Raw genomic sequence first — 22,779 nt, forward strand, 5'->3', positions numbered from 1 at the left:
GCGGGGAGGCATGGATGGGCAGGAGCCGCAGAACACTTCCGGAGGAGCTTCTGCTGCTGGCATTGGACCCGACCACGGGTACCACTGCGCAGCCGCAGTCGCTCGACCTCGGTCTGGCCGGAGCACAGCTAGTGGAGCTGGCACTGGCCGGACGGATAGCCCCAGACGGGGATCGTATAGCCGTGGTTGTACCACGGCCGACTGGAGATCCAACGTTGGACTGCGCGTTGGAGCTGCTGCGCAGGCGCGGCGCTCCCGTGCGGGCAGTGAACTGGATTGGCGGACCCCGTCTCGGGCTCCGCCAGACCTACCTCTCGCATCTGGAGCGGTGCGGCATGGTGCATGCCGTGGCCGGCCAGATGTGCGGAGTGCTGCCGACGACTCGCTACCAGGCGACGGACACGGAGATCAGCCGGGAGATCAGGGCCCGGCTGGACTCGGCGATCCGCACCGGCGTACCGCCGGACCCGCGGACCGCCGCGCTCGCCGCCCTGGCACACGCGGTCGGCCTCGGCAAGCACCTGTACCCGGGCAACGAGGGGCGTTCCTCTCGGTCCCGGCTGCGGGATCTGATCAGGCACGACCCCATGGGCGGTCTCGTCGCGCACGCCGTGATGGACGTCCAGAACGGCGTGGCGGCGCAGCCGCGCCGCAGCCCGGCCCCGCCCGGCCGTCAGGCCGCCGGCGGAGCCAGGTCCGCAGCGGAACCCGCCCGAGGCGTTCCGATGCAGCCGCGCCACGGGAGCATGGCGCGCGCCGTGGCCCACTGAGCCGCGGACCCACAGCACCACGCAGCACCCGCAGTACCCCAGAACCCGGTCACGGGAGCCGCTGTCCGAGCGGGGCGGGGAGAGCACACACTCTCCCCGCCCCGTTCGGCGTGCCCTGTCCGAACTGGCGTGTACCCGTCGCATATCCACCGTTTCCCAGCGGTAGGAAGGACCTTGGTGGCAGTCTGCTCAACAGCAGATACGCAAAGTAGAGGCACGCAGCCGGAGGTGCACGTCCCGTGGCGTCCAATGTCAATCCCACCGTCAGGCGGCGCCGGCTGGGCCAGGAGCTGCGCAGGCTCCGTGAGCTCAAGGGCATGACGGCCGAAGAGGTCGCCGAGCGGCTGCTGGTCTCGCAGTCGAAGATCAGCCGGCTGGAGAACGGCCGGCGCAGCATCAGCCAGCGCGACGTGCGCGACCTGTGCGGGGTCTACGAGGTCGAGGACCAGCGGATCGTCGACTCGCTGATGCAGATGGCCAAGGACTCCCGGCAGCAGGGCTGGTGGCACGCCTTCGGGGACATCCCGTACAGCGTCTACATCGGCCTGGAGACGGACGCCGAGTCGCTCAGGGTCTACGAACCCCAGATCATCACCGGCCTGCTGCAGACGCGTGCGTACGCCGAGGCCATCATCCGGGGCGGCTCGCCCGAGGCCACGGAGGCGGACAACGACAAGCGCGTCGAGGTCCGGCTGCGCCGGCAGGGCCGTATCACCGCCGAGACGGACCCGCTGCGGCTGTGGGTGGTGCTGGACGAGGCGTCCCTGCACCGGACCGTCGGGAGCCGGCAGGTGATGCGCGAACAGCTGGAGCACCTCATCGAGATGTCGCAGCTGCCCCACATCACCGTGCAGGTGCTGCCGTTCGAGGTTGGCGCGCACGCGGGCATCAACGGCCAGTACTCGATCCTGGAGTTCGCCGACGCGGCCGACTCCAGCGTGGTGTACATCGAGGGCGTGACCAGCGACCTCTACCTGGAGAAGCCGCTCGACGTGCAGAAGTACACGGTGATGTACGAGCACCTGCGCGCCCAGTCGCTGAACGTGGACCAGTCGCGGCAGCTCATCGAGCGCCGGGCGAAGGAGTACGCGCGCTGACCGTCCGTGGCGCAGGACCTTCCGTCCGGCAAAGTGCGGGATGCTACACCCCTGACACGCCTGACTGGAAGTCTCCCCTGGAATATGCCATCCAGTCGAGTGAATGACTGCTCCGTAAGAGGATGTTGGCGAGTAGCGTCGATCACGCCAACCACCAGCACGGGTTGGCGTAAACGCAACTGGCTACGGAGCGAACATGGCTATTCGTCTGGGCGCCACGGAAACGTGGACGACGTCCTCCTACACCAACAACAACGGCGCCTGTGTGATGGTCAGGTCGACCGTCGAAGAGGCCCTGGAGCTCGGGGACACCAAGATCCCCGAGGGCCCCAAGCTGGCGTTTCCCGCCGACGCGTGGAGCGCTTTCGTGGCCTCGGTCAAGGCCTGAGCCACCGCTCGACAACAGCACAAGCATCACCCGAAGAGCCCTCTCGACCAGTCCGCCGTCCTTGCCGAGAGGGCTCCGCTTGTGCCCGCGGGGCCTTGAAAGCGATCAGCTCACCGGGAACGCCACGTCACACACCGGGTCCTCGGCTCCCGCCGCCTCCCAGTCGGCGAAGTACAGCTCACGGCACAGACCGGCCTGGGTCAGGCCCTCCGCCGCCATCCACTCCTCCACCGCCTCGAACGCGGCCAGGATCTGCGGGTGCGCCACCTGCGCCTTGGCGATCCGGGTGTACGCCAGCCGCCGGGCTGGCTCCACCCGCACCGCTGTCTCCCACGCCCGCCCGTGCCGTTCCACCCACGCCCGCGCCGCCGCCTCGTCGGCGACCGGCACGCACGCCTCGGCGGGGCCGTCGCTCTCCATCGACACCTCGGCGTGGTAGGCGACGTACGGCACCCCGGCCACGCCCCCGCACTCCCGGGCCGCCGCCTCCAGCCGGCCCAGCGAAGCGCCGATCCACGCGGGCAGCTCGTCCGCCAGCGTGTGCCGCTTCTCGGTGATCACTACCTGCGCGGGCACGTCTACCGTCTCGATCGCGAACCTCTGGTACATCTCGGAGCTCCTCCCCGACAGTCGTCCACGGAGGTACTCGGCGAGCGTCCGCTGCCCCGCCACCCGCGCCTCGACATCCGCCCAGTACGCGCCGAGCAGCTCGGCGGCCGTCGGCCCGTCGCCCGCCGCGACCACCTCGGCGATCCGGGCGAGCGGCATGTCCAGCTGCCGCAGCATGGCCACCAGCCGGGCCCGTTCGACCTGTCCGGCGCGGTAGTAGCGGTAGCCGGTGGCCTCGTCGACGTGCGCCGGGGACAGCAGCCCCAGCCGGTCGTACAGCCGCAGGGCCTTGGCCGACAGCCGGGCGCGCGCGGCGAACGTCCCGATGGTGAGCAGGTCAGGGTCCGGTACGTCCACCACGGCATCCTCCGTCATCGGGCGGCTCTTCCGCCCGATGACGAGGAGGCTCGCCCCTGCCCCAGGGGCAAGGTCAACGGGCCGGTGTCAGGACAGCTGCGCCTCGATCGCCGCCACGAGTTCCGTCGCCTCGGGCTCGGTCTGCGGGGAGAAGCGGGCGACGACCTCGCCGTCCCGGCCGATCAGGAACTTCTCGAAGTTCCAGCGGATGTCCCCGCTGTGCCCCTCGGCGTCGGCGAAGCCGGTCAGGCGCTCGTACAGCGGGTGCCGGTTGTCGCCGTTCACCTCGACCTTCTCGGTCATCGGGAAGGTCACGCCGTAGGTCGCCGAGCAGAACTCGGCGATCTCCTCGGCGCTGCCGGGCTCCTGCCCGAGGAACTGGTTGCAGGGCACGCCGAGGACGGTGAAGCCGCGCTCGGCATAGCGCTCGTGGAGCTTCTCCAGCCCGTTGTACTGCGGGGTCAGGCCGCACTTGGAGGCCACGTTCACCACCAGCACCGCCTTGCCCGCGTACTGGGACAGGTCGGCGGAACCGCCCTGGAGGGCACCGATCTCGACGTCGAGGGGAGAGGAACCGTTGCTAGTCGTCATGAGCGGATGCTAACTCCGGCAGGGGCCGGTCCGGCTGGTTCCGGCCTCCACCAGCACCTGCCCCGCCGCCGTCCGCGAGTACAGCACCGACCGGCCCGCGCGGCGCCGCTCCACCAGGCCGGCGTCCAGCAGCACTCTGAGATGCCGGCCGACCGAGCCGAGGCCCTGCCCGGTAACGGCGACCAACTGGCTCGTGCTCATCGGGGAGTTGAGAAGGACGAGCACAGCGGCCCGTGCGCGCCCGAGCAGTGCGCCGAGGCTCGCCGGCACGGTCCGGCCGCCGGGGTCGGCGAGCACGCCCGCGCACGCGTAGATCACCGCGTACCGGTCGGGCTCCTCCCAGGACACCCAGCCGGTTTTCGGGGTCACCGGCACGAACAGGAGTTCGGCGCCGGAGATCTCGCGGGGCGGGTACTCGTGCAGATTCACCTGCAGCCGGTTGTCACCCAGCCACCGGGTCCGGCCCGGTCGCAGTGCGTCCAGCACCGCCGCCCAGCCGCCCCGGCTCACCTGCGCGGTACGGGCGACCACGTCCGCCTCCAGCACCCGCCGGCGCCGGTCCCAGTCCGGCCGTACGGTCGCGGTCCAGACGTACGTCAGCAGACCGGCCGCACGCTCGGGGAGGTCGTCGCGGTCCAGGGCGGTGGGAAGCGGGCCGGCGAGGGAGGTCCGCAGATGGGCGCGGGCCTCCTCGGGGCGGGCCGCCCGCACCCGTGCCAGCCCTTCGTCGAAGGTCTCCCCGTCTTGCGGGGCGGGCGTGAGGAAGTCGGCGTTCCAGGACCGGCCCAGCCCGGCGCGGACGAGCAGCGCGGTCACGGGGTCGGCGGCCAGCCGGGCCCGGTAGCCGGGCAGGTGGTCGCGCAACCAGGCCCGTTCCCCCGGGTGGGTGGGTGTGCCCCGGTGCAGCAACTGGAGGCAGGCGAAGGTCTCGGCGAGCGGGGAGAGCACGAACCGGCTCCCGGCCAGCGTGTCGGCGTTGATCTGCCACCAGCCCACGCGCACCCCCGACGTTTCGCACCCGCGCGAAACAATAACCAGGTGATCCGGGGCGCCGGAGACTCCCCGCATGCGCAGCTACCGCGAACTGTTCCGTACCCCCGAGTTCACCCCGTTCTTCCTGGCCGCGTCGGCGCAGACGGTCGCCCAGACGATGGGCGGACTGGCGCTGGGCACCCTGGTGTACCGGGCGACCGAGTCGCCGCTGCTGTCCGCGGTGAGCATGTTCGGCTCGTCGCTGGTGCAGGTGCTCGGCGCGACGCTCCTGCTCTCGGCGGCCGACCGGCTGCCCCCGCGCGCGGCCCTGACGGCCCTCCCCCTCCTCTTCGCGGCCGGCACGGCGGCCCTGGCCCTGCCCGGCTTACCCGTCTGGGCCCTCCTCGCGATCGTCCTGGCCATGGGGATCGCGAAGTCGGTGGGCGGGGGAGTGCGCTGGGGCCTGCTGAACGAGATCCTCTCCAAGGACGGCTATCTGCTGGGCCGCTCGGTCTTCAACATGATGAGCGGCCTCATGCAGATCGCCGGATACGCCACCGGCGGCGCGCTCGTGGCGCTGCTGTCCCCGCGGATCTCCCTGCTGGCGTCAGCCGCCCTCTACCTACTGGCGGCACTGGTCGTCCGCCTCGGCCTGACCAGCCGCCCGCCCCGTACGGCCGGCCGCCCCTCGGTGCCGGCGACGTGGCGCGCCAACGCCCTGCTCTGGTCGTCCGCACCCCGCCGCCAGGTCTATCTGGCCCTGTGGATCCCGAACGGCCTGGTCGTCGGCTGCGAATCCCTCTACGTCTCCTACGCCCCCGACGCCGCCGGCACCCTGTTCGCCTGCGCGGCGCTGGGCATGCTGGCCGGGGACGTCCTGGTGGGCCGCCTGGTCCCACCACGCCTGCGCCCCCGCCTGGGCCACCCCCTCCTGCTGCTCCTGGCCGCCCCGTACGTGCCCTTCCTGTTCCACCCCCCGCTGCCGCTCGCGACAGCCGCCGTCACCCTGGCCTCGGTCGGCTTCGGCGCGAGCCTCGTCCAGCAGGAGCGCCTGGTGGCCCTGACGCCCGACGCCCTCACGGGCCACGCCCTGGGACTGCACTCGGCCGGCATGCTCACGATGCAGGGCGTGGCGGCGACGCTCGCGGGCTCGGTGGCCCAACTGACGTCCCCGGCGGGCGCGATGACGGCGATGGCGACGGTGTCGGCCGGGGTGACGCTGGCGCTGATGGCGGCGGGGAGGCGGGAGCGGCGGGCGATGGCGGTGGTGTCAGGACAGTGAGCCGCACCGTCCGGTCCACCAGTCCGGTTGCGGTCTGAGGTCCGATTCCGGTCTGAGGTCCGTTTCCGGCCTGAAGTCCGATTCCAGTGTGAAGTCCGGTTCCGGTCCGAGTACCGACCGGTAGCTCCCCGCGCGGGTCACTCCTCGTCCGGGGCGCTCTCCTCCGGGGCACCGCCCTCGATGAGCCGTTCCGCGATGTCGTCGGCCCACTCCTGGGCCCAGCGGCGGAGCCCGGTGAGGGCCTCGGCGTCGAGGCCGTGGGCGGTGAACGCGCTGTCGTCGAGCCAGTCCGTGCCGGTCAGCCGGGCCTGGAGATCGGTGAGGTCGAAGGGCTCGGGGCTGTGCCGGCGGCCCAGTTCCTCCAGTTCGGGGTGGCTCCAGCGGGCCGAGGCGGCGTGTACGTCGACCAGGTCGCGGGCGAGCCCGCGGTCGGCCAGGTCCCGTACACGGGTGCCGACCAGGTCGTCGAGGGAGAGGGCCAGCCCGAGCGCGGTCGGCACGGGCGGGCGCCACAGCACCTCCTTGCGGACGCCGACCTCGTACTCCGCGCCGGTCGCCGCGTCGGTGACGAGGAACTGGGCCGAGAGCGCTTCGCTCTCCAGCGTCTGCACGAGCCAGCCGCGCGCCACCAGCCCCGTCCGGACGGTGTCGGCGATGCCGTCCATCCCGGCGGGGTCCTCGGTGGCGACGTCCACGTCCCGCCCGCCCCGCCGCACCAGCCCGTGCGCCAGCACGGCGTACCCGCCCGCGAGGACGAGGCCGTACGCCTCACCCACCGCGAGAAGATCACCGATGAGCCGCCGAACCGGCTCGGGGGCGGGGGGTGGTGCGGACATGTCCTTGATTATCGCCGGGTGGCTTCTCAGGGGCGCGGGGAACTGATCCCCCAGGGCTTGCGGCCGACGCCGCAGTACGCGTCCACACCGGCGGCGTCGACATCGGCGGCGTCGACTTCGGTGGGCTCGGGCCGCCACTGCGGCACCCGTACCACTCCCGGCTCCACCAGCTCCAGCCCGTCGAAGAACCCGGTGATCTCGGCGACCGGCCGGACGTAATACGGCACGGCCCCACTGGCGTTGTAGGCCTCCGACGCGGCGATCATGCCCTCACTCGTCGCGGTGCTGTCGCTGATCACCAGGTGGCTGCCGGCCGGCAGCCCGGCCATGAGCCGCCGCACCAGGTCCCGGGCCTGCTCGTAGTCGGCGACATGCCCCAGCGTGTTGAGGATCATCAGGCCGACCGGCCGCGACAGGTCGAGTGTGCCCGCGGCGGCCTCCAGGACCGCCTCCGGGTCGTACAGGTCGGCGTCCAGATAGGCGGTCCTGCCCTCGGGCGTGCTGGTGAGCAGGGCGTTCGCGTGGGCCAGCACGACGGGGTCGTTGTCGACGTAGACGATCCGGGAGTCCGGGGCCACGCGCTGGGCGACCTCGTGTGTGTTGTCGGCGGTCGGCAGCCCGGTGCCGACGTCCAGGAACTGCCGCACACCCTGCTCCACGGCCAGGTACCGGACGGCCCGGCCCAGGAACCGGCGGCTCGTCACCGCCACGTCGACCAGGCCCGGGAAGATCGACTTGATCTGGTCGCCGATCTCACGGTCGACCTCGTAGTTGTCCTTGCCGCCGACGAAGTAGTTCCAGAAGCGGGCCGAGTGCGGCTTGGACGTGTCGATACGCAGGCGCAGGCTGTCGTCGGGCATGGCGGGGCCTCCTGGAGGGCGGGGAAGGGGGACCGGTCCACCAACCTAGGTGAACTCCGCAGTCGGATACGGATGTCGTCCGCCCCGCTCACTGGCCCCCCGTGGGATTTCGGCCACGCGGAAGCCGACCGCGTCGTCGCCCGTCACACCCCGCCGGAGGCGAAACCGCCCAGGCGCCGGCCGCCGGCCCCGCCGTCGTCGCCGTGCCGCCGCGTGGCCAGCCAGATGCCCCGGCCCAGCGACCACAGGACGAGTCCGGCGGCGACCGGCGTACCGAAGATGATCAGCAGTCCGGCACCGATGTTGGCCCCGACGACCCCCGCGGTCAGGATCCGCCAGCCCACACCGGCCATGATCCCGACGACCACCAGCGGCCCGAGGACCCCCCACCAGCGTCGGTCCATCGCGTCACGCCGCGCACCCCGTACGAGCACCGCGGCAGCGACCCCGGCCAGCACCAGCGCGAGGCCACCGACGCCGGCGGCCACACCGTCGCCGATGTCCCACGGCTGATAGGCGTGGTCGAGCTCGCTCGCCGGCAGCCCGTCGTAGTTCTGCTGGCCCATCAGTCCCCAGGCGGCGACCGGCACCCCGAGAACGAGCGCGACCCCGGCCGAAAGCATTCCCCGTGTCTTCATACGGCCATGGTCACAGGGGCCGGGCGGGGCCGTCATGAGCACGTGTACTCAGGTAGGGCGACCTAGGGCCCTACTCCCGTCGGCAGCCCGAAGTGCTCGGCGATGACGCGGACGGTGTGGCTGCCGTCTCGGTTGAAGTCCGGGTCGGTGTCGTAGCGGGTGGTGCGTCCGACGATCCCCTCCTCCAGGAACTGCCGTATGAACAGGTCGGCCTGGCCGCCGAAGCGGCGGGACTCGCGACGGGCGCCGACGTTGAAGAGGCAGACGGCGAAGCCGCCGCGGCTGTAGGCGAACTGGTAGGGATGCTCGGCGCAGTGGGGCACGGCGTAGTGGTCGCCGCACGAGCAGGCGGGCGTGGACGCCAGGAACACCATGTCGACGTTGTGCTGGTCGCGCACGCGGTCCGTGTACCGGAAGCCGGTGATGTACTGGCCGAGCTGCTGGACGGCGCCGCCGTCGGGGGTGGTGTCCGGGTGGTGCGTCAGCCAGGCCCAGCCGTCCGCCGTGCCGGAGGCGGTGGGCGGCAGCCCCGCCTCACTGAAGAAGCCGGTGAGGTCGGCCAGGGGGATCCCCCGGCAGAAGGTGAGGAACGTGTCGGGCGCGAGCCAGGTCACCGGTCCGCCGCCTCCGTCACCGCAGGGGACAGCGGCGGCGAGGGCAGGTCGAAGAAGCCGGCGACCGCCCGGACGATGCGGTTGTGGTCCTCGTAGTGGTGGTCGAAGCAGTCGTGCCCGCCCTCGTCCCCCTCCGCGCACCCGGCGTCCGGTCCGATCAGCTTCGCGGCCAGCAACTCGGAGGACAGATAGTCGGGGTTGTCCCCCGGCCGCTGCGTCAGGTCCTCGAAGCTGAACCAGGTGATCAGCCGCCCGTCCCGGTAGTACTCGAAATGCGGCGCGTGCCCCTTCGCACTGCACGGCTCGGTCACGAACACGACGAGCTCGGCGCCCGCGGACATCTCCCCGTACGGCACGGGGTCGAAGTCCTCGATCTCGGCGTTGACCATGTCGTGAACGACCCACACCCACCCCTTCCCCTCCCCCCACACCAACGGCTCCCGCCGCAGCCCCCGCAACCCCTCGGCCAGCGCGCCCGGCCCCATCCCCCGCGCGAACACGAGATTCACCTCGTCGTGCCAACCGGATTCCAGAACCGGACTGGACACGTGCATCCATTCAGGCATACGGCGGATCGTAGGACCGGGCACTGACAACGGGCGTCCGGCCCTGCCCGGGTGGCGCGATGGCGCTGCAGGCCATCGCGCCGTTCGCTCAGCCGGGAGCCACCGCCCGGCCCGTCTGCGGGGAGATCATCCCGGCGCACAGGCCCCGGGACGCCAGGTTCTGGGCGATGCGGGGGATCGCCGCGCGGGTGTTGGCGGGCCAGTCGTGCATGAGGATGGTCTGGCCGTTGGTGAGGCGGGCGGCGGCCTGGGCGATCGCTTCCGGGCTCGCGCCGTTCCAGTCCTGGGAGTCGACGTCCCAGATGATCTGGGTCAGGCCGTGGCGGGCCGCGACCGACTTGACCGTCGCGTTGGTCTCGCCGTACGGGGGGCGGAACAGTTTCGGTGTGCCGCCTCCCGCGTTGGCGACGGCCTGCTGGGTCCGGGAGATCTCGGAGTCGATCTGGGACTGGCTCAGGCCGGTCAGGTGCGGGTGGGTGTAGCTGTGGTTGCCGATCCACATGCCGGCGGACACCTGGGCCCGGACCAGGGACGGGTTGGCGGCGGCGTGCTGGCCCTGGTTGAACATCGTGGCCCGCAGCCCGTTCTGGCGGAGTGTGCTGAGCAGTTGGGCCGTGGTGCCGGACGGGCCGTCGTCGAAGGTGAGGCCGACGTATCCGGTGCAGGCGGCGGCCCGGGGCGGGGTCGCGACCGAGGCTGTCGCGGTGGTGGCCGTGAGGGCGGCGGCCGCGGTCGTCGTGAGGACGGTCAGTCCCGTGAGCAGGGCGTGGAGCGGGGACCGTGGTGGGGTTCCCATCGTCAGTGCACCGTGATGCTGGAGTTGCCGCTGCTCCGGTAGCCCTCGGTCGCCATGATCATGTAGTACTTGAAGTTGCCCAGGGGCATGCCGGCCCGGGCCCAGGCGTCGAAGTGGTTGCCGGCCGTGATGGTGCCGCCGGTCCTCCTGGACTGTCGGACGCTCCAGTACTGGTCGAAGGTCCGGACGCCCTCGACGGACGGGGCGTTGTACCGGGTCGTCTTGTAGATGTCGTACGTACCGCCGTCGCTGGTGACGGTGCCCTTGTACTGGCCCGTGGGCCGGTACGTGCCCCAGTTGTCGACGATGTAGTACTCGACCAGCGGGTTCGCCGTCCAGCCGTAGAGGGTCAGGTAGGCGTTGCCGGACGGGTTGAACGAGCCGGAGTAGTTCACGGTGCGGCGGGCGCCGTTGCTCCAGCCCTTGCCGGCGACGAAGTTGCCGGTGTTCCGCCATGAGGTGCTGTACTTGCCGCCGGAGGACAGGGTCATGGAGACCGTGCCCGGGGCGTCGGTCCAGAAGGAGTAGAAGTAGCCGTTGTCGATGCCGGTCTTGTTGCTGGTGACGACCGTGTCGGCGTGGGCGGTGCCCGGCATGGCGATGGTGGCGAAGGCGACCAGCAGCATGGTGCAGGCGCTGCTGAGGAACAGCCGTAAGCGGCTCGATGACTTCTTCATGGGGGTGCTTCCTCCTCGTCCTCGTGGGGGTCGGTCGATGGGGAGCCTGTGTCATCGGGAGTGTTGGCCGGGCCCTGTCAACTGTCAATGGTTTCGGTGGGAGTTGCGAAATATTCGTCAACCTTGGTGGGGCGGTAGTAGAGGTTTTGTCCAGTTCGATGGGTGCTGAGTGGCGGGGCGGGTGGTCGATTTGGCGAGCCGTCTGCCCTTCTGGTGCGGAGGGTAGGGTTCCGGTACTCGAATGTTTCGGTGTGCTTCCGGATTGGGCGGGCGGCCAGGTCCATCGCGTGAAGGCTGGCTGAAAACGGCCAAAAGAAGGCAGAGGGGCCCGTGTATTCTCCGCGCGTGACACCTTCGGTCCCGGCCACGCCCACCCCTTCCCCCATGGACGCCGAGTGCCTCGCGCTCACCCGTAACCTGCGCCGCAGGGGAACGCTCGTCCTCTCCGTGTTCGCCTTGGTGTGGGCCGTCGCGGCGGCCTCCGGGACCGGTTCGGCGACGGACGTCGCCCCGCTGGGCATCGAGGTGGCCGCACTCGCGCTCACGGCGGCGGCGATCTACCTGGGGTACCGCAAGGACGCCCCGCCCTCGCCCCGCGTGGTGAGCCCGCCGGCGAACTGGGCGCGCGGCGTGGGCATCGTCAACTCCGTCGAGCTCGTGGCCGTCTTCGCCGTCATCGCCGTGTCCAACGCCACGGGCCACCCCGGGGCGATCCCCGCGGGCATCGCCCTCGTCGTGGGACTGCACTTCTTCCCGCTCGCCCGGCTGTACGACCAGTGGCAGTACCGGTGGACGGCGTCACTGCTGACGGCTGTCGCGGTCACCGGCTTCGTCCTCGTCGCGGCCGGCCTGGCGAGCGAGACCGTGCGGCTCGTCGTCGGCCTGGGCAGCGCGGCGGTGCTGTGGGCCTCGTCGTACCACCTGGCCGTACGCGGCTGACACCGGCGTGCCGTCGTGAGGGGCCGGGCCCAGGGGGTGCGGGGGGGTGTCCCCACCCGCGAGCGGTGGCTCGCCGGATGGGCGACGGCGTGCGTGAGAGGTGATCGTGGGCGGCGTGACCGACCACGAAGGGGGAACGGTGAAGCGTTCTTTGGAGCACAGTCCGGCCCGCCGCACGCTGCTGGCGGCCGGCCTGGCGGTGGCAGCCGGTGCCGGAAGCGTGGGGGGTACGGCGGGGAGGGCCGTCGCCGGCGGGTGGAGCGGACCGGCGGGGGACGGGAGGCTGGACGCCGAAGTGACGCGCCTGGAGGGCGGGTTGGCCGAGCTGCGGCGCGACCTCCACCGGCACCCCGAACTGCCGGGGCAGGAGCGCCGTACCGCGGGCGTGGTGGCCCGGGAACTGCGAGCGGCCGGGCTGACCGTCACCACCGGGATCGGCGGCCACGGCGTGGTCGGCGTCCTGCACGGCACGCGCCCGGGCCGGACGGTCGCGTACCGGGCCGACATGGACGCCGTGCCGCCCCAGGACATCGTCGGGGACGGCCGGGCCGCGGCCCACCTCTGCGGGCACGACATCCACACGACGGTCGCCCTCGGCGTCGCCAAGGTCCTGGCGCTGCTGCGGCGGCAGCTGAGCGGCACGGTGGTGTTCCTCTTCCAGCCCGCCGAGGAGAGCCTGTCCGGAGCCCGCGCGCTGATCGAGGCGGGCGTGCTGGAGCGCACCCGCGTCGAGGAGATCCACGCGCTGCACTGCGGGCCCTTCCCCGTCGGCCGGTTCGCGGTGACCGGGGGCTTCGGGATGCCGGGCCAGGACAAGGCGGAGGTGACGCTCCAGGGCCCGGACGCACCCGAGGCCGCGCGGCGCCTGGCCGCCGAGATCGGCGCGCTCGCCACGGTGACGCCCCCGCGGACGCCCGCGGACATCGAGCGGATGGTCACCGACGCCCAGACGCCCGACGGCCCCTTCGCCCGCTTCGTCGCCCTGCGGGCCTCGGCACAGGACACCAACGTGAGCGTGTCCTACCGCTGTTGGCCGCAGGAGCGGTACACGCAGATACGCGAGGACATCCGCCGGCTGGCCACGTCGTACGCGGGAGCCGCCGTGAGCTTCCCCGCCGAGCCGTTCCCGGCCCTGGTCTGCCCGGAACCCGACGCCCGCGCGCTCGCCCGGCACCTGCGCCGCGCACCGGGCCGTGACCCGGTCACCACGCTGCACTCCGCGTTCCCGCCCTTCAGCGGCGAGGACTACGCCCTCTACCTGGACCGCCTGCCCGGCACGTACACCTTCCTCGGGGTCCGCGCCCCCGGCGCCCCCATCACCACCGCCTATCCCCACTTCCCCGACTTCGCCCCGGACGAGCGGTCCATCGGCATCGGCGTACGGGCGATGGCGGGGTGGCTGGCACATCGGACCCGTCCATAGGGGGCCTTGCGCTATGCCCGCCCGGGACGTCACGCGGCCCGGCACCCGTGGGGCAGCAGCAGCGCGGAGCCGGTGTGCAGCGTGACGCGTATCGGTGTGAAGTCGACGGCGTCCACCGGGGACTTGCCGGTGCCCGGATTGCGGGCGTAACGCGGATGGGCACCGGCGCTGATCTGCCAGCGGATCCGATGTCCGGCGGGGAAGCGGTAGGCGGTGGAACTCATCCGCACGGTGACCTCCGAGGCCGCCTGTCCCACCGTCTCCAGCCGGGCCAGCCCGTCACAGACGTTGATGGAGCGCCCTTGGGCGTCCACGTCGCACAGGCGGGTGAAGACGTCGGCGTACCCGGTGTCCGTGGAGACGCTGAGCCGGGCGGAGACAGGACCGAGGAGCTCCAGCGGTTCGGCCAGCGGCGGCCCGGTGAAGGTCAGGACGTCCTCCCGCCCCTCCAGAGCGCTGTTGTCACGGGGACCGGCCGTGCGCGAGAGCAGGGGGCCGCCGATGGACGGCGTGGGGTCGGCGGGGTCGTAGCGCAGGGAGGCGAGGGGGGCGGGGCCCGGGCCGTCCGCGGGCTCCGCCTCGCCCCCGGACCCGGTCCCGCCCATGTGCTCCGCGTCGGCTCGCCGGTCGAGATGCCCGTCCGCGGTGGGAACCCACGAGGTGGTGGGCGAGGCGGTGCCGGCGGAGACGGGCGGCCAGTCGTCGAGGTCCCGCCAGACGTCCTCACCGCCGACGTGCACCCGCACCCGCGTGGCACGCAGCCCGTCAGGCTCGCCGCACAGGTGCGCACGCAGCCAGGCCAGACTCTCGGCGAACACCTCGGGCCAGCCCTGCTGCACGGCGGAGGTATGCGTCCAGGGACCGACGAGCAGGGCGGTGTCGCATCCGGCCCGGCGCAGCCGTGCGTACTGCTCGAAGGTCTGGTCGACCAGGGCGTCGTACCGTCCGGTGATCAGGCTCGTCGGGACGCGCAGCGCCTCGGCCGCCCGCGCCAGGGACGCGCCCTCCCAGTACGGGTCGCCGGCGTCCGGGTGCGCCATCACGTCGTCCAGCCACGGCACATCACCGAGCGCGGACGCGTACGCCCCGCGCAGCGGCCGCGCGGTGACGATGTCGCGCATACGGCGCTGGAGGCGCAGCGTCGCCCCGGCGAACGGTGCGATCCCCCGGTGCTGGTAGGCCATCCCCAGGCCGACGAGCAGGGCGTTCTCCAGCCGGAGAGCGCCGTCCGCGTAGAACAGGGCGTACGGGTCGTGCAGGCCCACCTGCACCACCATGGCCTTCAGTTCCGGCGGCGGGTCGAGGGCGAGCGCCCACTGCACGTACCCGAGGTAGCTGGGGCCGATCGTGCCCAACGTCCCGTCGAACCAGGGCTGCCGGCGCAGCCAGGACATCGTGGCCAGGCCGTCGGCGGCCTCGTTGCGCCACAGATCGAACGTGCCGCCCGAGCCGCCGGTGCCGCGGCAGCTCTGCAGCACCACGTGGAAACCCTGCTCGGCGAAGAGCATGCCGTACATGGGGGACCAGGGCAGGCCCCTGCCGTACGGCGAACGCACCAGGAGGGTCGGGAAGTCGCCGGGCGTCCGGGGGAAGTAGTGGTCCGTGACCAGCGGACTGCCGTCGGCGGCCGGCACCACCAGCCCCGGCTCCCACCCCACGTCGTGCCGCTTGTCCGGCAGGCCGCGCCAGATCGCCCTCATCATCCGCGAGGACAGCGGCGGCTTCCGGCCGGGCGGTGTCCGGACAGGCCTTGCCGCAGCGTCGTGGCCACGTGATGCCATGGTGCCTCCCACTATTCTCGTACGTCGTACGAGAATAGACGATGCTTGGATGGTTCACGCAGGAGAGGGCGACGCATGCGACGACGGGAGGACGAACACGGTGACGCGTGACGGCGGCGGGTCCGCAACCCCGGGGACCGACCCCCGACAGCTGTGGCTGACCCCCGAGCAGCCCCGCAGGGGCCGCAGGCCGGGCTTCAGCCGCGAGGCGATCACCGCGGCGGCCGTGGCCCTGGCCGACGCGGAAGGGCTCGAGGCGGTCACCATGCGGCGGGTCGCCGCGCAGGTCGGAGCGGGAGTCATGTCGCTCTACAGCTACGCCTCCGACAAGGAGACGCTGCTGGAGCTGATGGTCGACCACGTCAGCGGCGAACTGCCGGCGTCGGATCCTCCCACCGGCGACTGGCGCGCCGACCTGAAGACCATCGCCCACCGCCAGCGGGACCTCATGCTCCGCCACCCCTGGCTGCCCGCCGCCCTCTCCACCCGCCGCAGCCTGGGCCCCCACACCCTGGCGTTCCTGGAACACGCCCTCGCGGCCCTGCGCCCCACCGCTCTGGACGGCGCGGCGAAATTGGAGGTCTTCGCCCAGCTCACCGCGTTCGTCGCCGGACACGTCACCTACGAGATCACGCAGGCGGCAGCGGCCGGGTCCCCCGACCGTGCGGCGGCGGAAGCCCGCTACCTCGCCGCCGTCGCCGCGGACGGCCGACACCCGGAACTCGCCGAAGCGCTCGCGGCCCCCGCACGCACCGTGACCCCGGAAGCGACCTTCACCCGGTTCCTCAACCGCCTGGTCGACGGCCTCGCCACCGACTGACCCCGCTCACCTTCCCCCCGGCGATCAGGCCATGGGGACGGATCAGCCGCGCGGCAGGAGGAGGCGGGAGAGGACGGCGGTGGCGAACAGCAGAGCGGCGACGGCGAGCAGGCCGATGCGCATGCCCGGCAGGGAGAAGCCCCCGCCGGGGCCGGCGAGCAGACTGCCGAACAGGGCGACGGACAGCGCACCACCGGTCTGGCGCAGGGAGTTGAGCAGCCCGGACGCGGTGCCCGCGCGCTCCTGCGGGACGGCGTCCATCAGCAGCGCGGTCACCGCGGGCACCGCGAGCGCCCCGCCGACGCTCAGCGGCAGCAGCAGGACGAGCACCAGCCACACCGGGGTGTGCGCGGCCAGCGGCAGCATGGCCAGCATCGCTCCGGTGAAGACCAGCTGCCCCGCGACGATCACCGGCCGCCGCCCGATCCGCTCCGCCAGCCGCGGCGACACCAGGTTGGTCGCCGTCACCACCGCCGACATCGGGACGAACATCAGCCCGGCCGCGATCGCCGACATCCCGCGCAGCTGCTGGTAGTACAGCCCGAGCAGGAAGATGCCCCCGTAGAAGGCGGCGTTGACGGCGAAACCGACCGCGAGCGGGACGGCCACCCGGCGGTCCCTCAGCATGCCCAGCGGCACCATGGGCCGGCGGTGCCGGGCCTCCACCACGTAGAAGGCGTACCCGGAGGCGAGGGCGAGCGCGGCGGCGGCCGGCACGGGGCCGCTGGTCCAGCCGAGGTGGCCGCCCTCGATCACCGCGAAGGCCAGCCCGGCCAGGGCCAGGACGGCGGTGAGCTGACCGCCGGCGTCCAGTGCGGCGGGCCGGCGCGGGGAGCGCGGCACCCGCACCAGCAGGCCCAGGATCACCGCGCCCACCGGGAGGTTGAGCAGGAAGACCGCCCGCCAGCCGGCCGAGTCGGTGAGCAGCCCGCCCAGCACCGGACCCGCGGCCATCGCCACCGAGCCGCCGACCGTCCACAGCGCGATGGCGCGGGCACGCGCCCGGGCGTCGTCGTAGGCCTGCCGGATCAGCGCCAGCGAGGCCGGCATCACGATCGCGGCGGCGGCCCCCTGCGCCACGCGCGCACCGACCAGCACACCGATGCCGGGCGCGAGCGCGCAGCCGAGCGAGGCGAGGGTGAACAGGGCGACGCCCCACGCGTAGGCGCGGCGGGCACCGATGCGGTCGGCCAGGGCGCCCGCGGAGAGCATCAGGGCCGCGAACATCAGGGTGTAGGCGTCCACCACCCACTGAAGCCCGGCCATCCCGCCGCTGAGGGAGTCCCTGATCGCGGGCAGCGCGATGTTCACGGCCGAGACGTCGACAGTGATCACGGTGAACCCGAGCAGCGAAGCGACCAGCGCGACGCCGCTGCGCCGCGGCACGGCGGGGACCTCGGCGGGCGGCGACGCGGTCGTCCTGGCCTGGGACGGGGACGGGGCGGGGCTGGCCGGCATGGTGAACTCCTGGTGCGAGGGACGACTCAACACGGTGACCGGGCGGGCGGCCGCAGCCCGTTTCCGAGGCCGCGGACCGGTGTCGCGCACCCCCTGGGCCCCGGCGGGCGGGCCGCCCGCTCCGGCAGCTCGAACTCTCCTCCCGCACGTGCCTGCCCGGCAGACCGGGCTGTACCCGGGGTGCGGTGTTCCAGGCCCTGACACGGCCCCCCACGCTCCTTGACCGCCTGCGACAATGGCCGGATGGCAGCAGCGGATACCAGGGGCACGGAGCTCGGCCGATACCTCAAGGCCCGCAGGGCGCAGGTACGCCCGCAGGACGTCGGTCTCCCGGCCGGCGCGGGCCTGCGCCGCACTCCCGGACTGCGCCGTGAGGAACTGGCCGCGCTGGCCGGAGTGAGCGTCGACTACTACATCCGCCTGGAGCGCGGCCGGGAGACCAACCCTTCCCCCGCCGTCGTGGACGCCCTCGGCCGCGCCCTGCGACTGCGCGGCGACGGTTACGAACGCCTGCACGAGCTCGCGGAACTGGCCTCCGGCCGGCCCTCCGAGCTGCCGGCCTGCTCGGACCACACCGTCCGCGAGTCGGTCCTGCGGATGCTGGAGTCGGTGCGCCCGCTGCCCGCGTACGTGGTGAGCCGCTACAACCGCGTCCTGGCCGCGAACCCGCCCGGCCGGCGGCTGCTGCCCGGGCTGTGGGACTGGCCCGAGGACCAGCGCAACCTGACCCGCTACCTCTTCCTGCACCCGGTCGGCCGGACGCTCTACGAGCCGTGGGAGGAGACGGTCGCCCTCTCGGTGGCGCACCTGCGGGCGGTCGCCGGGGCCGACGCGGACGATCCCGAGCTGACCGCGCTCGTCGGCGAACTGGTGCTGAAGTCAGCGAAGTTCGCGCAGCTCTGGGAGCGGTACGACGTCTGCGAACGCGGCGGCGGACAGAAGTGCTTCCAGCACCCGGCGGTCGGCCCGATGACCCTGACCTACGAGGTCATGCGACTGGCCCGGACGGGCGGCCAGCGCATGGTGGTCTACCAGGCGGCCCCCGACACCCCGGACGAAACGGCCATGCTCCGCCTGGACCCGGCGAACACCCACCCGAACCCGGCCCCTTCGAAGCCGCCCGCCACCCCTTCCCCGGCCCACGCCCCGACCGAGCGCGGCACGCTGCCACCGGACGGGTTCCTTCCGGCCCTGCCGGGCGCCTGAGCGGCGCCGTTGGACGAGTTCGGAGCGTCCTCGGCCGCGGAAAGCGATTACTTCCGTAGGCCGGTTTTCGGCCGCTCAAAAGCCGCCCGCGGATGGAGGAAAGCAAGGTCGCGGTGCCGTCCCGGTCGCTCGGGCGTCGACAAGCGGAACCCGATACGGAAGCGGCGGCGTGGCGCTGTGCGCGCCCGCCGGTGATCCGGTGTGCGACCGCGGTGAACTGCCCCGTTCGACATGCTGCACCGGTTGCCCCGCCCTGCGCGCACTGAGCCGGACCTGCTTCCGGAAGGCGCCCGCGACCAGGTCGTCCGCGTCCCGGAGGCAGCTGCGGGCGTGGCCAAATTGCAGGTTACCCATCCTTCGAAACCCGTGGAACAGTGACCACTCGTCAAACACCGTTCAGCTCGACTCGCCGGGCTTCGGCCAGGTGAGCTGCCGCAATGCATCGGAGCCGGGATGCCCGTACACCTGAGTCGACTGATCGCGCGGCGCCCGGACGGTTCCGCCGTGCCTGGTGCGCTTCTCGCTCTGGTGACGGCCGCGGTGCTCACAGCCAGCGGGTGCAGCGGGAGCGAGAGCAGCCCGGACAAGGCGCGGGCCACGGAATCCACTCGGACCATCGCCGGGTCGCACGCGGCGGGGAGTTGCCGCCCCGCGGTGCAGCAGGGCTCTCTTCCCTCGTGGGCGCGGAAGGGATTCCCGCGCAACGTGGCCCAGCGCCACATCATCGGCGACCAGGGCGAAATCGCCGCGGTGCTCTTCGGGTACCCGTACCACGCGCCGGCGGTCAAGAGCCGGGAGAACAAGATCCTCTGGGTGGCGAAGGACGCCGAGGCGGCCGCCGACATGGGGCCTGACGACCGGCTGACCATCAAGGCCCGCCTCGCCGGCACGAACGAAGTGGTGACCCGCTCGGTCGCCGGAGGGCCCGGCCCTTCCCTCGTCGACATGCCGAAGCCGGGATGCTGGAAGTTCTCCCTCTCCTGGGCCGGACACACCGACAGCCTCGACGTCGAGTACCTCGACGGCTGAGAGCGGGCCGTAGCGCGTACGGCGATCAACGGGGGACACACGGGGGACACGGGGGAAACATGACATTCACTGACGCCTTGTTGGTGTGCGCCGACGCGGTCGTCGTCGCACTGCTCGTGAGGGGCGGCGCGGCCAAGGTGGTCGCGCCGGCGCTGGGGGCGGCGGCCGCGGGGGAGCTTCGTCCCGGCAGGGCACCCGTGCCCGCGGGCGTCGTCCGGGCCCTGGCCGTCGTGGAGATCGCGGTGGCCCTGGCCATGGCGCTCCCCTCCCTGCGCGGGCCGGCTCATGTGCCGCTGGCGGCGCTGGGCCTCCTCTTCGCCGGTGCCGGCGTCCTCGGACTGCTGCGGGGCAGCACCGAGCCGTGCGGCTGCTTCGGTGCCGACAGCACCCGCCCGCTCGGTGCCGGCAACGTTCTGATGGGACTCGCGATCCTGGCCGACGCGGTGTCGGCGCTGTGGGTGCACGGCGTGGGCCCGACCGGGACGGACTCCGCGTCCGCCGGCGTCGCGGGGCTCGGGGCGATCGTCACAGGAGGCTGGCTGCTCTACTCGCATCGCAAGCACGTACACACGGTGGTCGGAAACCTACTCAAACAGCCGGAGTCCGCCGCATGACCGTCCTGCTCTCAGTGGCCCTACTCGTTCTGACCGTAGCCGTCGCCCTGCTCTTCGCGATGATGGGGGAACTGTCCTCACGCGTGCCCGACCCGGGTGAAGAGAAGTCCGTCGTCCCGTTGCCGGACGCGACCCCGGGCCTCGCGCCGGCCGACTGGCCGGACGCGCTGCGCGCGCACATGGGCCGGGGACGCAGAGTCCTGCTGGTCCTCAGCCCGGTGTGCGCCACCTGCAGCAAGGTGGGTGAGGAACTCTCCCATCTGGCGACGGAGGAACTCGGCGACCAGTACACGCTGATCGTCTCCTCCGGCAGCGCCGAGGCGGGCGCGGAGTTCGTCGCCCGCCACGCGCTGCAGAAGATCCCCCACTACGTCGACGAGGGCGGTACCTGGACCGTCGGAAGTCTGGGTGTCAACAGCAGCCCCGCCGCCCTGGTGTTCGAGGAAGGAGTGCTGACCGACGCCTACACCTTCGGAACATTCCGTGCGATCCAGCAGAAGGTCCAGACCGTGACGACAGGAGGACTCAGATGAAGTTCCGCAGAAGTGCCGCGTCAGCGGAGGGCGCCGAGCCCAAGAAGGGCATGGGGCGTCGTCGGCTGCTGGGCCGCATCGGCGCCACCGGCCTCGCGGCCTCGGCGGGTGTCTTCGCCGGTGCGCAGGAAGCCGCGGCCGCGCCCGCGTGCTGCAACCTGGCCAACTACCCCGAGAACACCACCTACAGCTACTGCAAGGCGCACGCGGCCTACATCTGGTACTGCGAAAGCTCCACGGGCGCGCTCCACTGCGCCTGCTGCGAAACGGCAGGCAACGCGCTGTCCGCGGCCCAGTGCCTGCACAGCTGACGGCGACTCCACGATGGTGACATGGTTGGTGATCGCCGGTGTCGCGGCGGTCCTTCAGGTCTTCAGCCCTTGAGGCCAGTCCATGGCCGGGGTCGCCGGTCCCATGCTGCGCCGCGACAAACCCCAGGGAACCAGGTTCCTGACGGGGCTTCTCGTCGGCGGATCCATCGCCTCACTGCTCCTCGCAGCGGTCCTCTTCGGACTCGGCACACTGCTGGAGTGGTGGCTGCCACCGCATGCCCGTCTGGTGGCGGTAGCGGTGTCGCTGGTGGTGCTCGGCCTGGCCGACATCGCCAACCGCACACCGCACACCTGGCGCCAAGTACCTCAGGCGTACGTCCGCAGCATTCCACCCGGGAGGCTCGGTCTGGTCTGGGGGTTCGACCTGTCACTGCTGTTCACGACGCAGAAGAGCACCTCACTGACCTGGGCGGCTCTCGCCGGAACGGGGCTGCTGGTCCCGTCCGCCGCAGGGTATGTCCTGGTCGGCATGACCGTGCTCGGTGTGCTGACGATCGCGGTGCGGAGCGTCTACTACAGCGTCAACGGAATGCCCGACCAGGGCGACAGGATCCGGCCCTGGTTCACCCTGATCCGAAGGACCTGCGGTGTCGCGTTGTTGGCGGTCGCCGCGGTCGTCACCCTGGGGAACTGGTGAGATGACCGGACATCGGCGCGTCAGTGACCCGCGGGGGCAGGTGGTCCTCACCCGTTTCGAGTGCCGCGGCCTGCTCTCCCTGCTGTTCATCCTCGCCCTGCACCACAGGGTCAAGCGTGAGGTGCGCCGGGTGGCCGACGGCTACCTCGGGCACACCACGCTCGTCCAGTGGCGCAGCCGGACCCTCCTGAGTTTCTCGCTCTGGGACCGGCTGGACAGCGTCTACGCCATGGGCGAGTCCCAGCGCCACATCACGGCCTCGCGCCTGCCGGCCCGTCTGCGAGCCACCACGTCCTGTGGGATCTACGCCTACAGCGGCGAGTGGAAGCAGGTCATGTTCGGTACGCCGACCACCGCACCGGAACCGCTGTTCGCGGCGGATTCCGCCGTTCAGGCAGATCTTCAGCCAGACCTTCACACCGACCTTCACACAGACAGGAGGAACCACTTGTGATCACTCGTACTCCGACGGACCGGGGCGTCGCCTTCATCAAGGACAATCCGGACGGCACCGCGAACGTCTACGTGGCCGCCGACGTCGCTGCCGACGGCAGCCCCCAGGACGTCATCTCCGTGCACCTGAACCGTCCCGGGGTCGACGTCGACGACGCGATACGTCTGGTGTCCGCCGGCTCCATGCGGCGTACGGCCGGACAGGTGCGCGTCACCTCGGGACCCGAGGACGTGGTCCTGGTCAGGCCGGGCCGCTCCGGCATGGGGCCGCTGCTCAGCTGAGCAAGGGCGGGAGAGCGGTGCCGGGCCGGGAGAAGCGGCCCGGCACCGGTCTCCAAAGCGGCGAGAGCCGCTCGACCCGGCGGAGGCGGACGGGAATCGAACCCGCCGGGCGAGGATGCCTCGCCCCACCCGCTTTGAAGGCGGGGAGGCCCACCAGGAACCCTGACGCCTCCGGCGCCACCGTAACCGACCCGTCCCGCGCACGGCAGCCGAATCGAT

The 22,779-nt window shown here is 72.0% G+C and carries 27 protein-coding genes and 1 tRNA gene; 15 read left to right on the forward strand and 13 right to left on the reverse strand.

The genetic code is table 11. The features are described 5' to 3' along the window. Window positions 1-14 precede the first annotated feature (14 nt). From ACFZDA_RS10130 to ACFZDA_RS10140, 3 genes are all read left to right on the forward strand, one after another. Entirely contained in the window at window positions 15-770 is a 756-nt protein-coding gene (locus ACFZDA_RS10130; RefSeq protein ID WP_391077754.1) for a GPP34 family phosphoprotein, read from the forward strand. Window positions 771-1,009: 239 nt separating this feature from the next. Then, the gene (locus tag ACFZDA_RS10135; RefSeq protein WP_391077758.1) at window positions 1,010-1,867 is read left to right on the forward strand and encodes a Scr1 family TA system antitoxin-like transcriptional regulator; all 858 of its coding nucleotides are present in this window, start codon (window positions 1,010-1,012) and stop codon (window positions 1,865-1,867) included. Window positions 1,868-2,063: 196 nt separating this feature from the next. Further along, on the forward strand, window positions 2,064-2,255 hold the full coding sequence (locus ACFZDA_RS10140) for a DUF397 domain-containing protein (protein WP_010035575.1): 192 nt from the start codon (window positions 2,064-2,066) through the stop codon (window positions 2,253-2,255). A 105-nt stretch (window positions 2,256-2,360) separates the two neighbouring features. Here the strand turns inward: ACFZDA_RS10140 and ACFZDA_RS10145 are convergent, their stop codons facing one another. The 3 genes from ACFZDA_RS10145 to ACFZDA_RS10155 all read right to left on the reverse strand — a co-directional run bounded on the left by ACFZDA_RS10145 (window position 2,361) and on the right by ACFZDA_RS10155 (window position 4,808). Then, a complete protein-coding gene (locus tag ACFZDA_RS10145; protein WP_391077763.1) occupies window positions 2,361-3,239 on the reverse strand; it encodes a MerR family transcriptional regulator in 879 nt (292 codons plus the stop codon). 69 nt (window positions 3,240-3,308) lie between these two features. After that, the gene (locus tag ACFZDA_RS10150) at window positions 3,309-3,812 is read right to left on the reverse strand and encodes a glutathione peroxidase (protein WP_391077766.1); all 504 of its coding nucleotides are present in this window, start codon (window positions 3,810-3,812) and stop codon (window positions 3,309-3,311) included. Between the two features lie 9 nt (window positions 3,813-3,821). Then, window positions 3,822-4,808 carry an ArsR family transcriptional regulator gene (locus ACFZDA_RS10155; RefSeq protein WP_391077769.1) on the reverse strand — a complete coding sequence of 329 codons (987 nt, stop codon included), beginning with the start codon at window positions 4,806-4,808 and terminating at the stop codon, window positions 3,822-3,824. A 70-nt stretch (window positions 4,809-4,878) separates the two neighbouring features. Here ACFZDA_RS10155 and ACFZDA_RS10160 point away from each other — a divergent pair, with 70 nt between their 5' ends. After that, window positions 4,879-6,066, forward strand: a complete 1,188-nt coding sequence (locus tag ACFZDA_RS10160; protein WP_391077772.1) for an MFS transporter — start codon at window positions 4,879-4,881, stop codon at window positions 6,064-6,066. A gap of 137 nt (window positions 6,067-6,203) precedes the next feature. Here the strand turns inward: ACFZDA_RS10160 and ACFZDA_RS10165 are convergent, their stop codons facing one another. From ACFZDA_RS10165 to ACFZDA_RS10195, 7 genes are all read right to left on the reverse strand, one after another. Then, window positions 6,204-6,902 (reverse strand): hypothetical protein, encoded by a 699-nt coding sequence (locus tag ACFZDA_RS10165; protein WP_391077775.1) that lies wholly within the window; start codon window positions 6,900-6,902, stop codon window positions 6,204-6,206. 26 nt (window positions 6,903-6,928) lie between these two features. Further along, the gene (locus tag ACFZDA_RS10170; protein ID WP_391077778.1) at window positions 6,929-7,762 is read right to left on the reverse strand and encodes an SAM-dependent methyltransferase; all 834 of its coding nucleotides are present in this window, start codon (window positions 7,760-7,762) and stop codon (window positions 6,929-6,931) included. A gap of 143 nt (window positions 7,763-7,905) precedes the next feature. Next, window positions 7,906-8,400, reverse strand: a complete 495-nt coding sequence (locus ACFZDA_RS10175) for a hypothetical protein (RefSeq protein WP_391077781.1) — start codon at window positions 8,398-8,400, stop codon at window positions 7,906-7,908. 62 nt (window positions 8,401-8,462) lie between these two features. After that, the gene (locus tag ACFZDA_RS10180) at window positions 8,463-9,014 is read right to left on the reverse strand and encodes a hypothetical protein (protein ID WP_391077784.1); all 552 of its coding nucleotides are present in this window, start codon (window positions 9,012-9,014) and stop codon (window positions 8,463-8,465) included. After that, window positions 9,011-9,580 carry a hypothetical protein gene (locus tag ACFZDA_RS10185; RefSeq protein WP_391077787.1) on the reverse strand — a complete coding sequence of 190 codons (570 nt, stop codon included), beginning with the start codon at window positions 9,578-9,580 and terminating at the stop codon, window positions 9,011-9,013. Before ACFZDA_RS10185 ends, ACFZDA_RS10180 begins: the two co-directional genes overlap by 4 nt. 88 nt (window positions 9,581-9,668) lie before the next feature. Then, the gene (locus ACFZDA_RS10190) at window positions 9,669-10,376 is read right to left on the reverse strand and encodes a polysaccharide deacetylase family protein (RefSeq protein ID WP_391077790.1); all 708 of its coding nucleotides are present in this window, start codon (window positions 10,374-10,376) and stop codon (window positions 9,669-9,671) included. A gap of 2 nt (window positions 10,377-10,378) precedes the next feature. Then, entirely contained in the window at window positions 10,379-11,002 is a 624-nt protein-coding gene (locus ACFZDA_RS10195; RefSeq protein ID WP_391078561.1) for a glycoside hydrolase family 11 protein, read from the reverse strand. A 396-nt stretch (window positions 11,003-11,398) separates the two neighbouring features. On the opposite strand from ACFZDA_RS10195, the gene ACFZDA_RS10200 reads away from it, so the two are divergent. Both ACFZDA_RS10200 and ACFZDA_RS10205 read left to right on the forward strand, forming a co-directional pair. Then, a complete protein-coding gene (locus ACFZDA_RS10200; protein WP_391077793.1) occupies window positions 11,399-11,992 on the forward strand; it encodes a hypothetical protein in 594 nt (197 codons plus the stop codon). 139 nt (window positions 11,993-12,131) lie between these two features. Continuing rightward, window positions 12,132-13,415, forward strand: a complete 1,284-nt coding sequence (locus ACFZDA_RS10205) for an amidohydrolase (RefSeq protein ID WP_391077801.1) — start codon at window positions 12,132-12,134, stop codon at window positions 13,413-13,415. A 29-nt stretch (window positions 13,416-13,444) separates the two neighbouring features. On the opposite strand, the gene ACFZDA_RS10210 is transcribed toward ACFZDA_RS10205, so the two are convergent. Then, window positions 13,445-15,115: a CocE/NonD family hydrolase gene (locus ACFZDA_RS10210; RefSeq protein ID WP_391077804.1), complete on the reverse strand. Its 1,671-nt coding sequence runs from the start codon at window positions 15,113-15,115 to the stop codon at window positions 13,445-13,447. A gap of 130 nt (window positions 15,116-15,245) precedes the next feature. Between ACFZDA_RS10210 and ACFZDA_RS10215 the strand changes: the two genes are divergently transcribed. Then, a complete protein-coding gene (locus ACFZDA_RS10215; protein ID WP_391077807.1) occupies window positions 15,246-16,016 on the forward strand; it encodes a TetR/AcrR family transcriptional regulator C-terminal domain-containing protein in 771 nt (256 codons plus the stop codon). A 42-nt stretch (window positions 16,017-16,058) separates the two neighbouring features. On the opposite strand, the gene ACFZDA_RS10220 is transcribed toward ACFZDA_RS10215, so the two are convergent. Further along, on the reverse strand, window positions 16,059-17,474 hold the full coding sequence (locus tag ACFZDA_RS10220; protein ID WP_391077810.1) for an MFS transporter: 1,416 nt from the start codon (window positions 17,472-17,474) through the stop codon (window positions 16,059-16,061). 243 nt (window positions 17,475-17,717) lie between these two features. On the opposite strand from ACFZDA_RS10220, the gene ACFZDA_RS10225 reads away from it, so the two are divergent. From ACFZDA_RS10225 to ACFZDA_RS10260, 8 genes are all read left to right on the forward strand, one after another. Further along, window positions 17,718-18,680 carry a helix-turn-helix domain-containing protein gene (locus ACFZDA_RS10225; protein ID WP_391077813.1) on the forward strand — a complete coding sequence of 321 codons (963 nt, stop codon included), beginning with the start codon at window positions 17,718-17,720 and terminating at the stop codon, window positions 18,678-18,680. A gap of 705 nt (window positions 18,681-19,385) precedes the next feature. Next, window positions 19,386-19,709: a hypothetical protein gene (locus ACFZDA_RS10230; RefSeq protein WP_391077816.1), complete on the forward strand. Its 324-nt coding sequence runs from the start codon at window positions 19,386-19,388 to the stop codon at window positions 19,707-19,709. Between the two features lie 59 nt (window positions 19,710-19,768). Further along, window positions 19,769-20,323: a MauE/DoxX family redox-associated membrane protein gene (locus ACFZDA_RS10235; RefSeq protein ID WP_391077819.1), complete on the forward strand. Its 555-nt coding sequence runs from the start codon at window positions 19,769-19,771 to the stop codon at window positions 20,321-20,323. After that, a complete protein-coding gene (locus ACFZDA_RS10240; RefSeq protein ID WP_391077822.1) occupies window positions 20,320-20,856 on the forward strand; it encodes a hypothetical protein in 537 nt (178 codons plus the stop codon). The genes ACFZDA_RS10235 and ACFZDA_RS10240 overlap by 4 nt, the downstream gene beginning before the upstream one ends. Beyond that, window positions 20,853-21,167, forward strand: coding sequence for a hypothetical protein (locus tag ACFZDA_RS10245; protein WP_391077825.1), 315 nt, complete (start codon window positions 20,853-20,855; stop codon window positions 21,165-21,167). The genes ACFZDA_RS10240 and ACFZDA_RS10245 overlap by 4 nt, the downstream gene beginning before the upstream one ends. 82 nt (window positions 21,168-21,249) lie before the next feature. Beyond that, complete coding sequence (locus tag ACFZDA_RS10250) at window positions 21,250-21,825, forward strand: hypothetical protein (RefSeq protein ID WP_391077828.1); 576 nt, start codon at window positions 21,250-21,252, stop codon at window positions 21,823-21,825. A gap of 1 nt (window position 21,826) precedes the next feature. Further along, complete coding sequence (locus ACFZDA_RS10255; RefSeq protein WP_391077831.1) at window positions 21,827-22,279, forward strand: hypothetical protein; 453 nt, start codon at window positions 21,827-21,829, stop codon at window positions 22,277-22,279. Continuing rightward, window positions 22,276-22,560, forward strand: a complete 285-nt coding sequence (locus tag ACFZDA_RS10260) for a hypothetical protein (RefSeq protein WP_391077834.1) — start codon at window positions 22,276-22,278, stop codon at window positions 22,558-22,560. Before ACFZDA_RS10255 ends, ACFZDA_RS10260 begins: the two co-directional genes overlap by 4 nt. 80 nt (window positions 22,561-22,640) lie before the next feature. On the opposite strand, the gene ACFZDA_RS10265 is transcribed toward ACFZDA_RS10260, so the two are convergent. Next, window positions 22,641-22,733 (reverse strand) — tRNA-Sec (locus tag ACFZDA_RS10265). Window positions 22,734-22,779: the final 46 nt, after the last annotated feature.

The organism is Streptomyces sp. NPDC007991 (assembly GCF_042958445.1).
In the GTDB taxonomy this organism is placed as follows: domain Bacteria; phylum Actinomycetota; class Actinomycetes; order Streptomycetales; family Streptomycetaceae; genus Streptomyces.

What these genes read in the sequence shown, in the direction of transcription:
- ACFZDA_RS10130 (WP_391077754.1), top strand. Translation starts at nt 15, where the DNA reads ATGGGCAGGAGCCGCAGAACACTTCCGGAGGAGCTTCTGCTGCTGGCA.
- ACFZDA_RS10140 (WP_010035575.1), top strand. Translation starts at nt 2,064, where the DNA reads ATGGCTATTCGTCTGGGCGCCACGGAAACGTGGACGACGTCCTCCTAC.
- ACFZDA_RS10145 (WP_391077763.1), bottom strand. Translation starts at nt 3,239, where the DNA reads ATGACGGAGGATGCCGTGGTGGACGTACCGGACCCTGACCTGCTCACC.
- ACFZDA_RS10150 (WP_391077766.1), bottom strand. Translation starts at nt 3,812, where the DNA reads ATGACGACTAGCAACGGTTCCTCTCCCCTCGACGTCGAGATCGGTGCC.
- ACFZDA_RS10160 (WP_391077772.1), top strand. Translation starts at nt 4,879, where the DNA reads ATGCGCAGCTACCGCGAACTGTTCCGTACCCCCGAGTTCACCCCGTTC.
- ACFZDA_RS10165 (WP_391077775.1), bottom strand. Translation starts at nt 6,902, where the DNA reads ATGTCCGCACCACCCCCCGCCCCCGAGCCGGTTCGGCGGCTCATCGGT.
- ACFZDA_RS10170 (WP_391077778.1), bottom strand. Translation starts at nt 7,762, where the DNA reads ATGCCCGACGACAGCCTGCGCCTGCGTATCGACACGTCCAAGCCGCAC.
- ACFZDA_RS10175 (WP_391077781.1), bottom strand. Translation starts at nt 8,400, where the DNA reads ATGAAGACACGGGGAATGCTTTCGGCCGGGGTCGCGCTCGTTCTCGGG.
- ACFZDA_RS10185 (WP_391077787.1), bottom strand. Translation starts at nt 9,580, where the DNA reads ATGCCTGAATGGATGCACGTGTCCAGTCCGGTTCTGGAATCCGGTTGG.
- ACFZDA_RS10190 (WP_391077790.1), bottom strand. Translation starts at nt 10,376, where the DNA reads ATGGGAACCCCACCACGGTCCCCGCTCCACGCCCTGCTCACGGGACTG.
- ACFZDA_RS10195 (WP_391078561.1), bottom strand. Translation starts at nt 11,002, where the DNA reads ATGCTGCTGGTCGCCTTCGCCACCATCGCCATGCCGGGCACCGCCCAC.
- ACFZDA_RS10210 (WP_391077804.1), bottom strand. Translation starts at nt 15,115, where the DNA reads ATGAGGGCGATCTGGCGCGGCCTGCCGGACAAGCGGCACGACGTGGGG.
- ACFZDA_RS10215 (WP_391077807.1), top strand. Translation starts at nt 15,246, where the DNA reads ATGGTTCACGCAGGAGAGGGCGACGCATGCGACGACGGGAGGACGAAC.
- ACFZDA_RS10220 (WP_391077810.1), bottom strand. Translation starts at nt 17,474, where the DNA reads ATGCCGGCCAGCCCCGCCCCGTCCCCGTCCCAGGCCAGGACGACCGCG.
- ACFZDA_RS10225 (WP_391077813.1), top strand. Translation starts at nt 17,718, where the DNA reads ATGGCAGCAGCGGATACCAGGGGCACGGAGCTCGGCCGATACCTCAAG.
- ACFZDA_RS10235 (WP_391077819.1), top strand. Translation starts at nt 19,769, where the DNA reads ATGACATTCACTGACGCCTTGTTGGTGTGCGCCGACGCGGTCGTCGTC.
- ACFZDA_RS10240 (WP_391077822.1), top strand. Translation starts at nt 20,320, where the DNA reads ATGACCGTCCTGCTCTCAGTGGCCCTACTCGTTCTGACCGTAGCCGTC.
- ACFZDA_RS10245 (WP_391077825.1), top strand. Translation starts at nt 20,853, where the DNA reads ATGAAGTTCCGCAGAAGTGCCGCGTCAGCGGAGGGCGCCGAGCCCAAG.
- ACFZDA_RS10250 (WP_391077828.1), top strand. Translation starts at nt 21,250, where the DNA reads ATGGCCGGGGTCGCCGGTCCCATGCTGCGCCGCGACAAACCCCAGGGA.
- ACFZDA_RS10255 (WP_391077831.1), top strand. Translation starts at nt 21,827, where the DNA reads ATGACCGGACATCGGCGCGTCAGTGACCCGCGGGGGCAGGTGGTCCTC.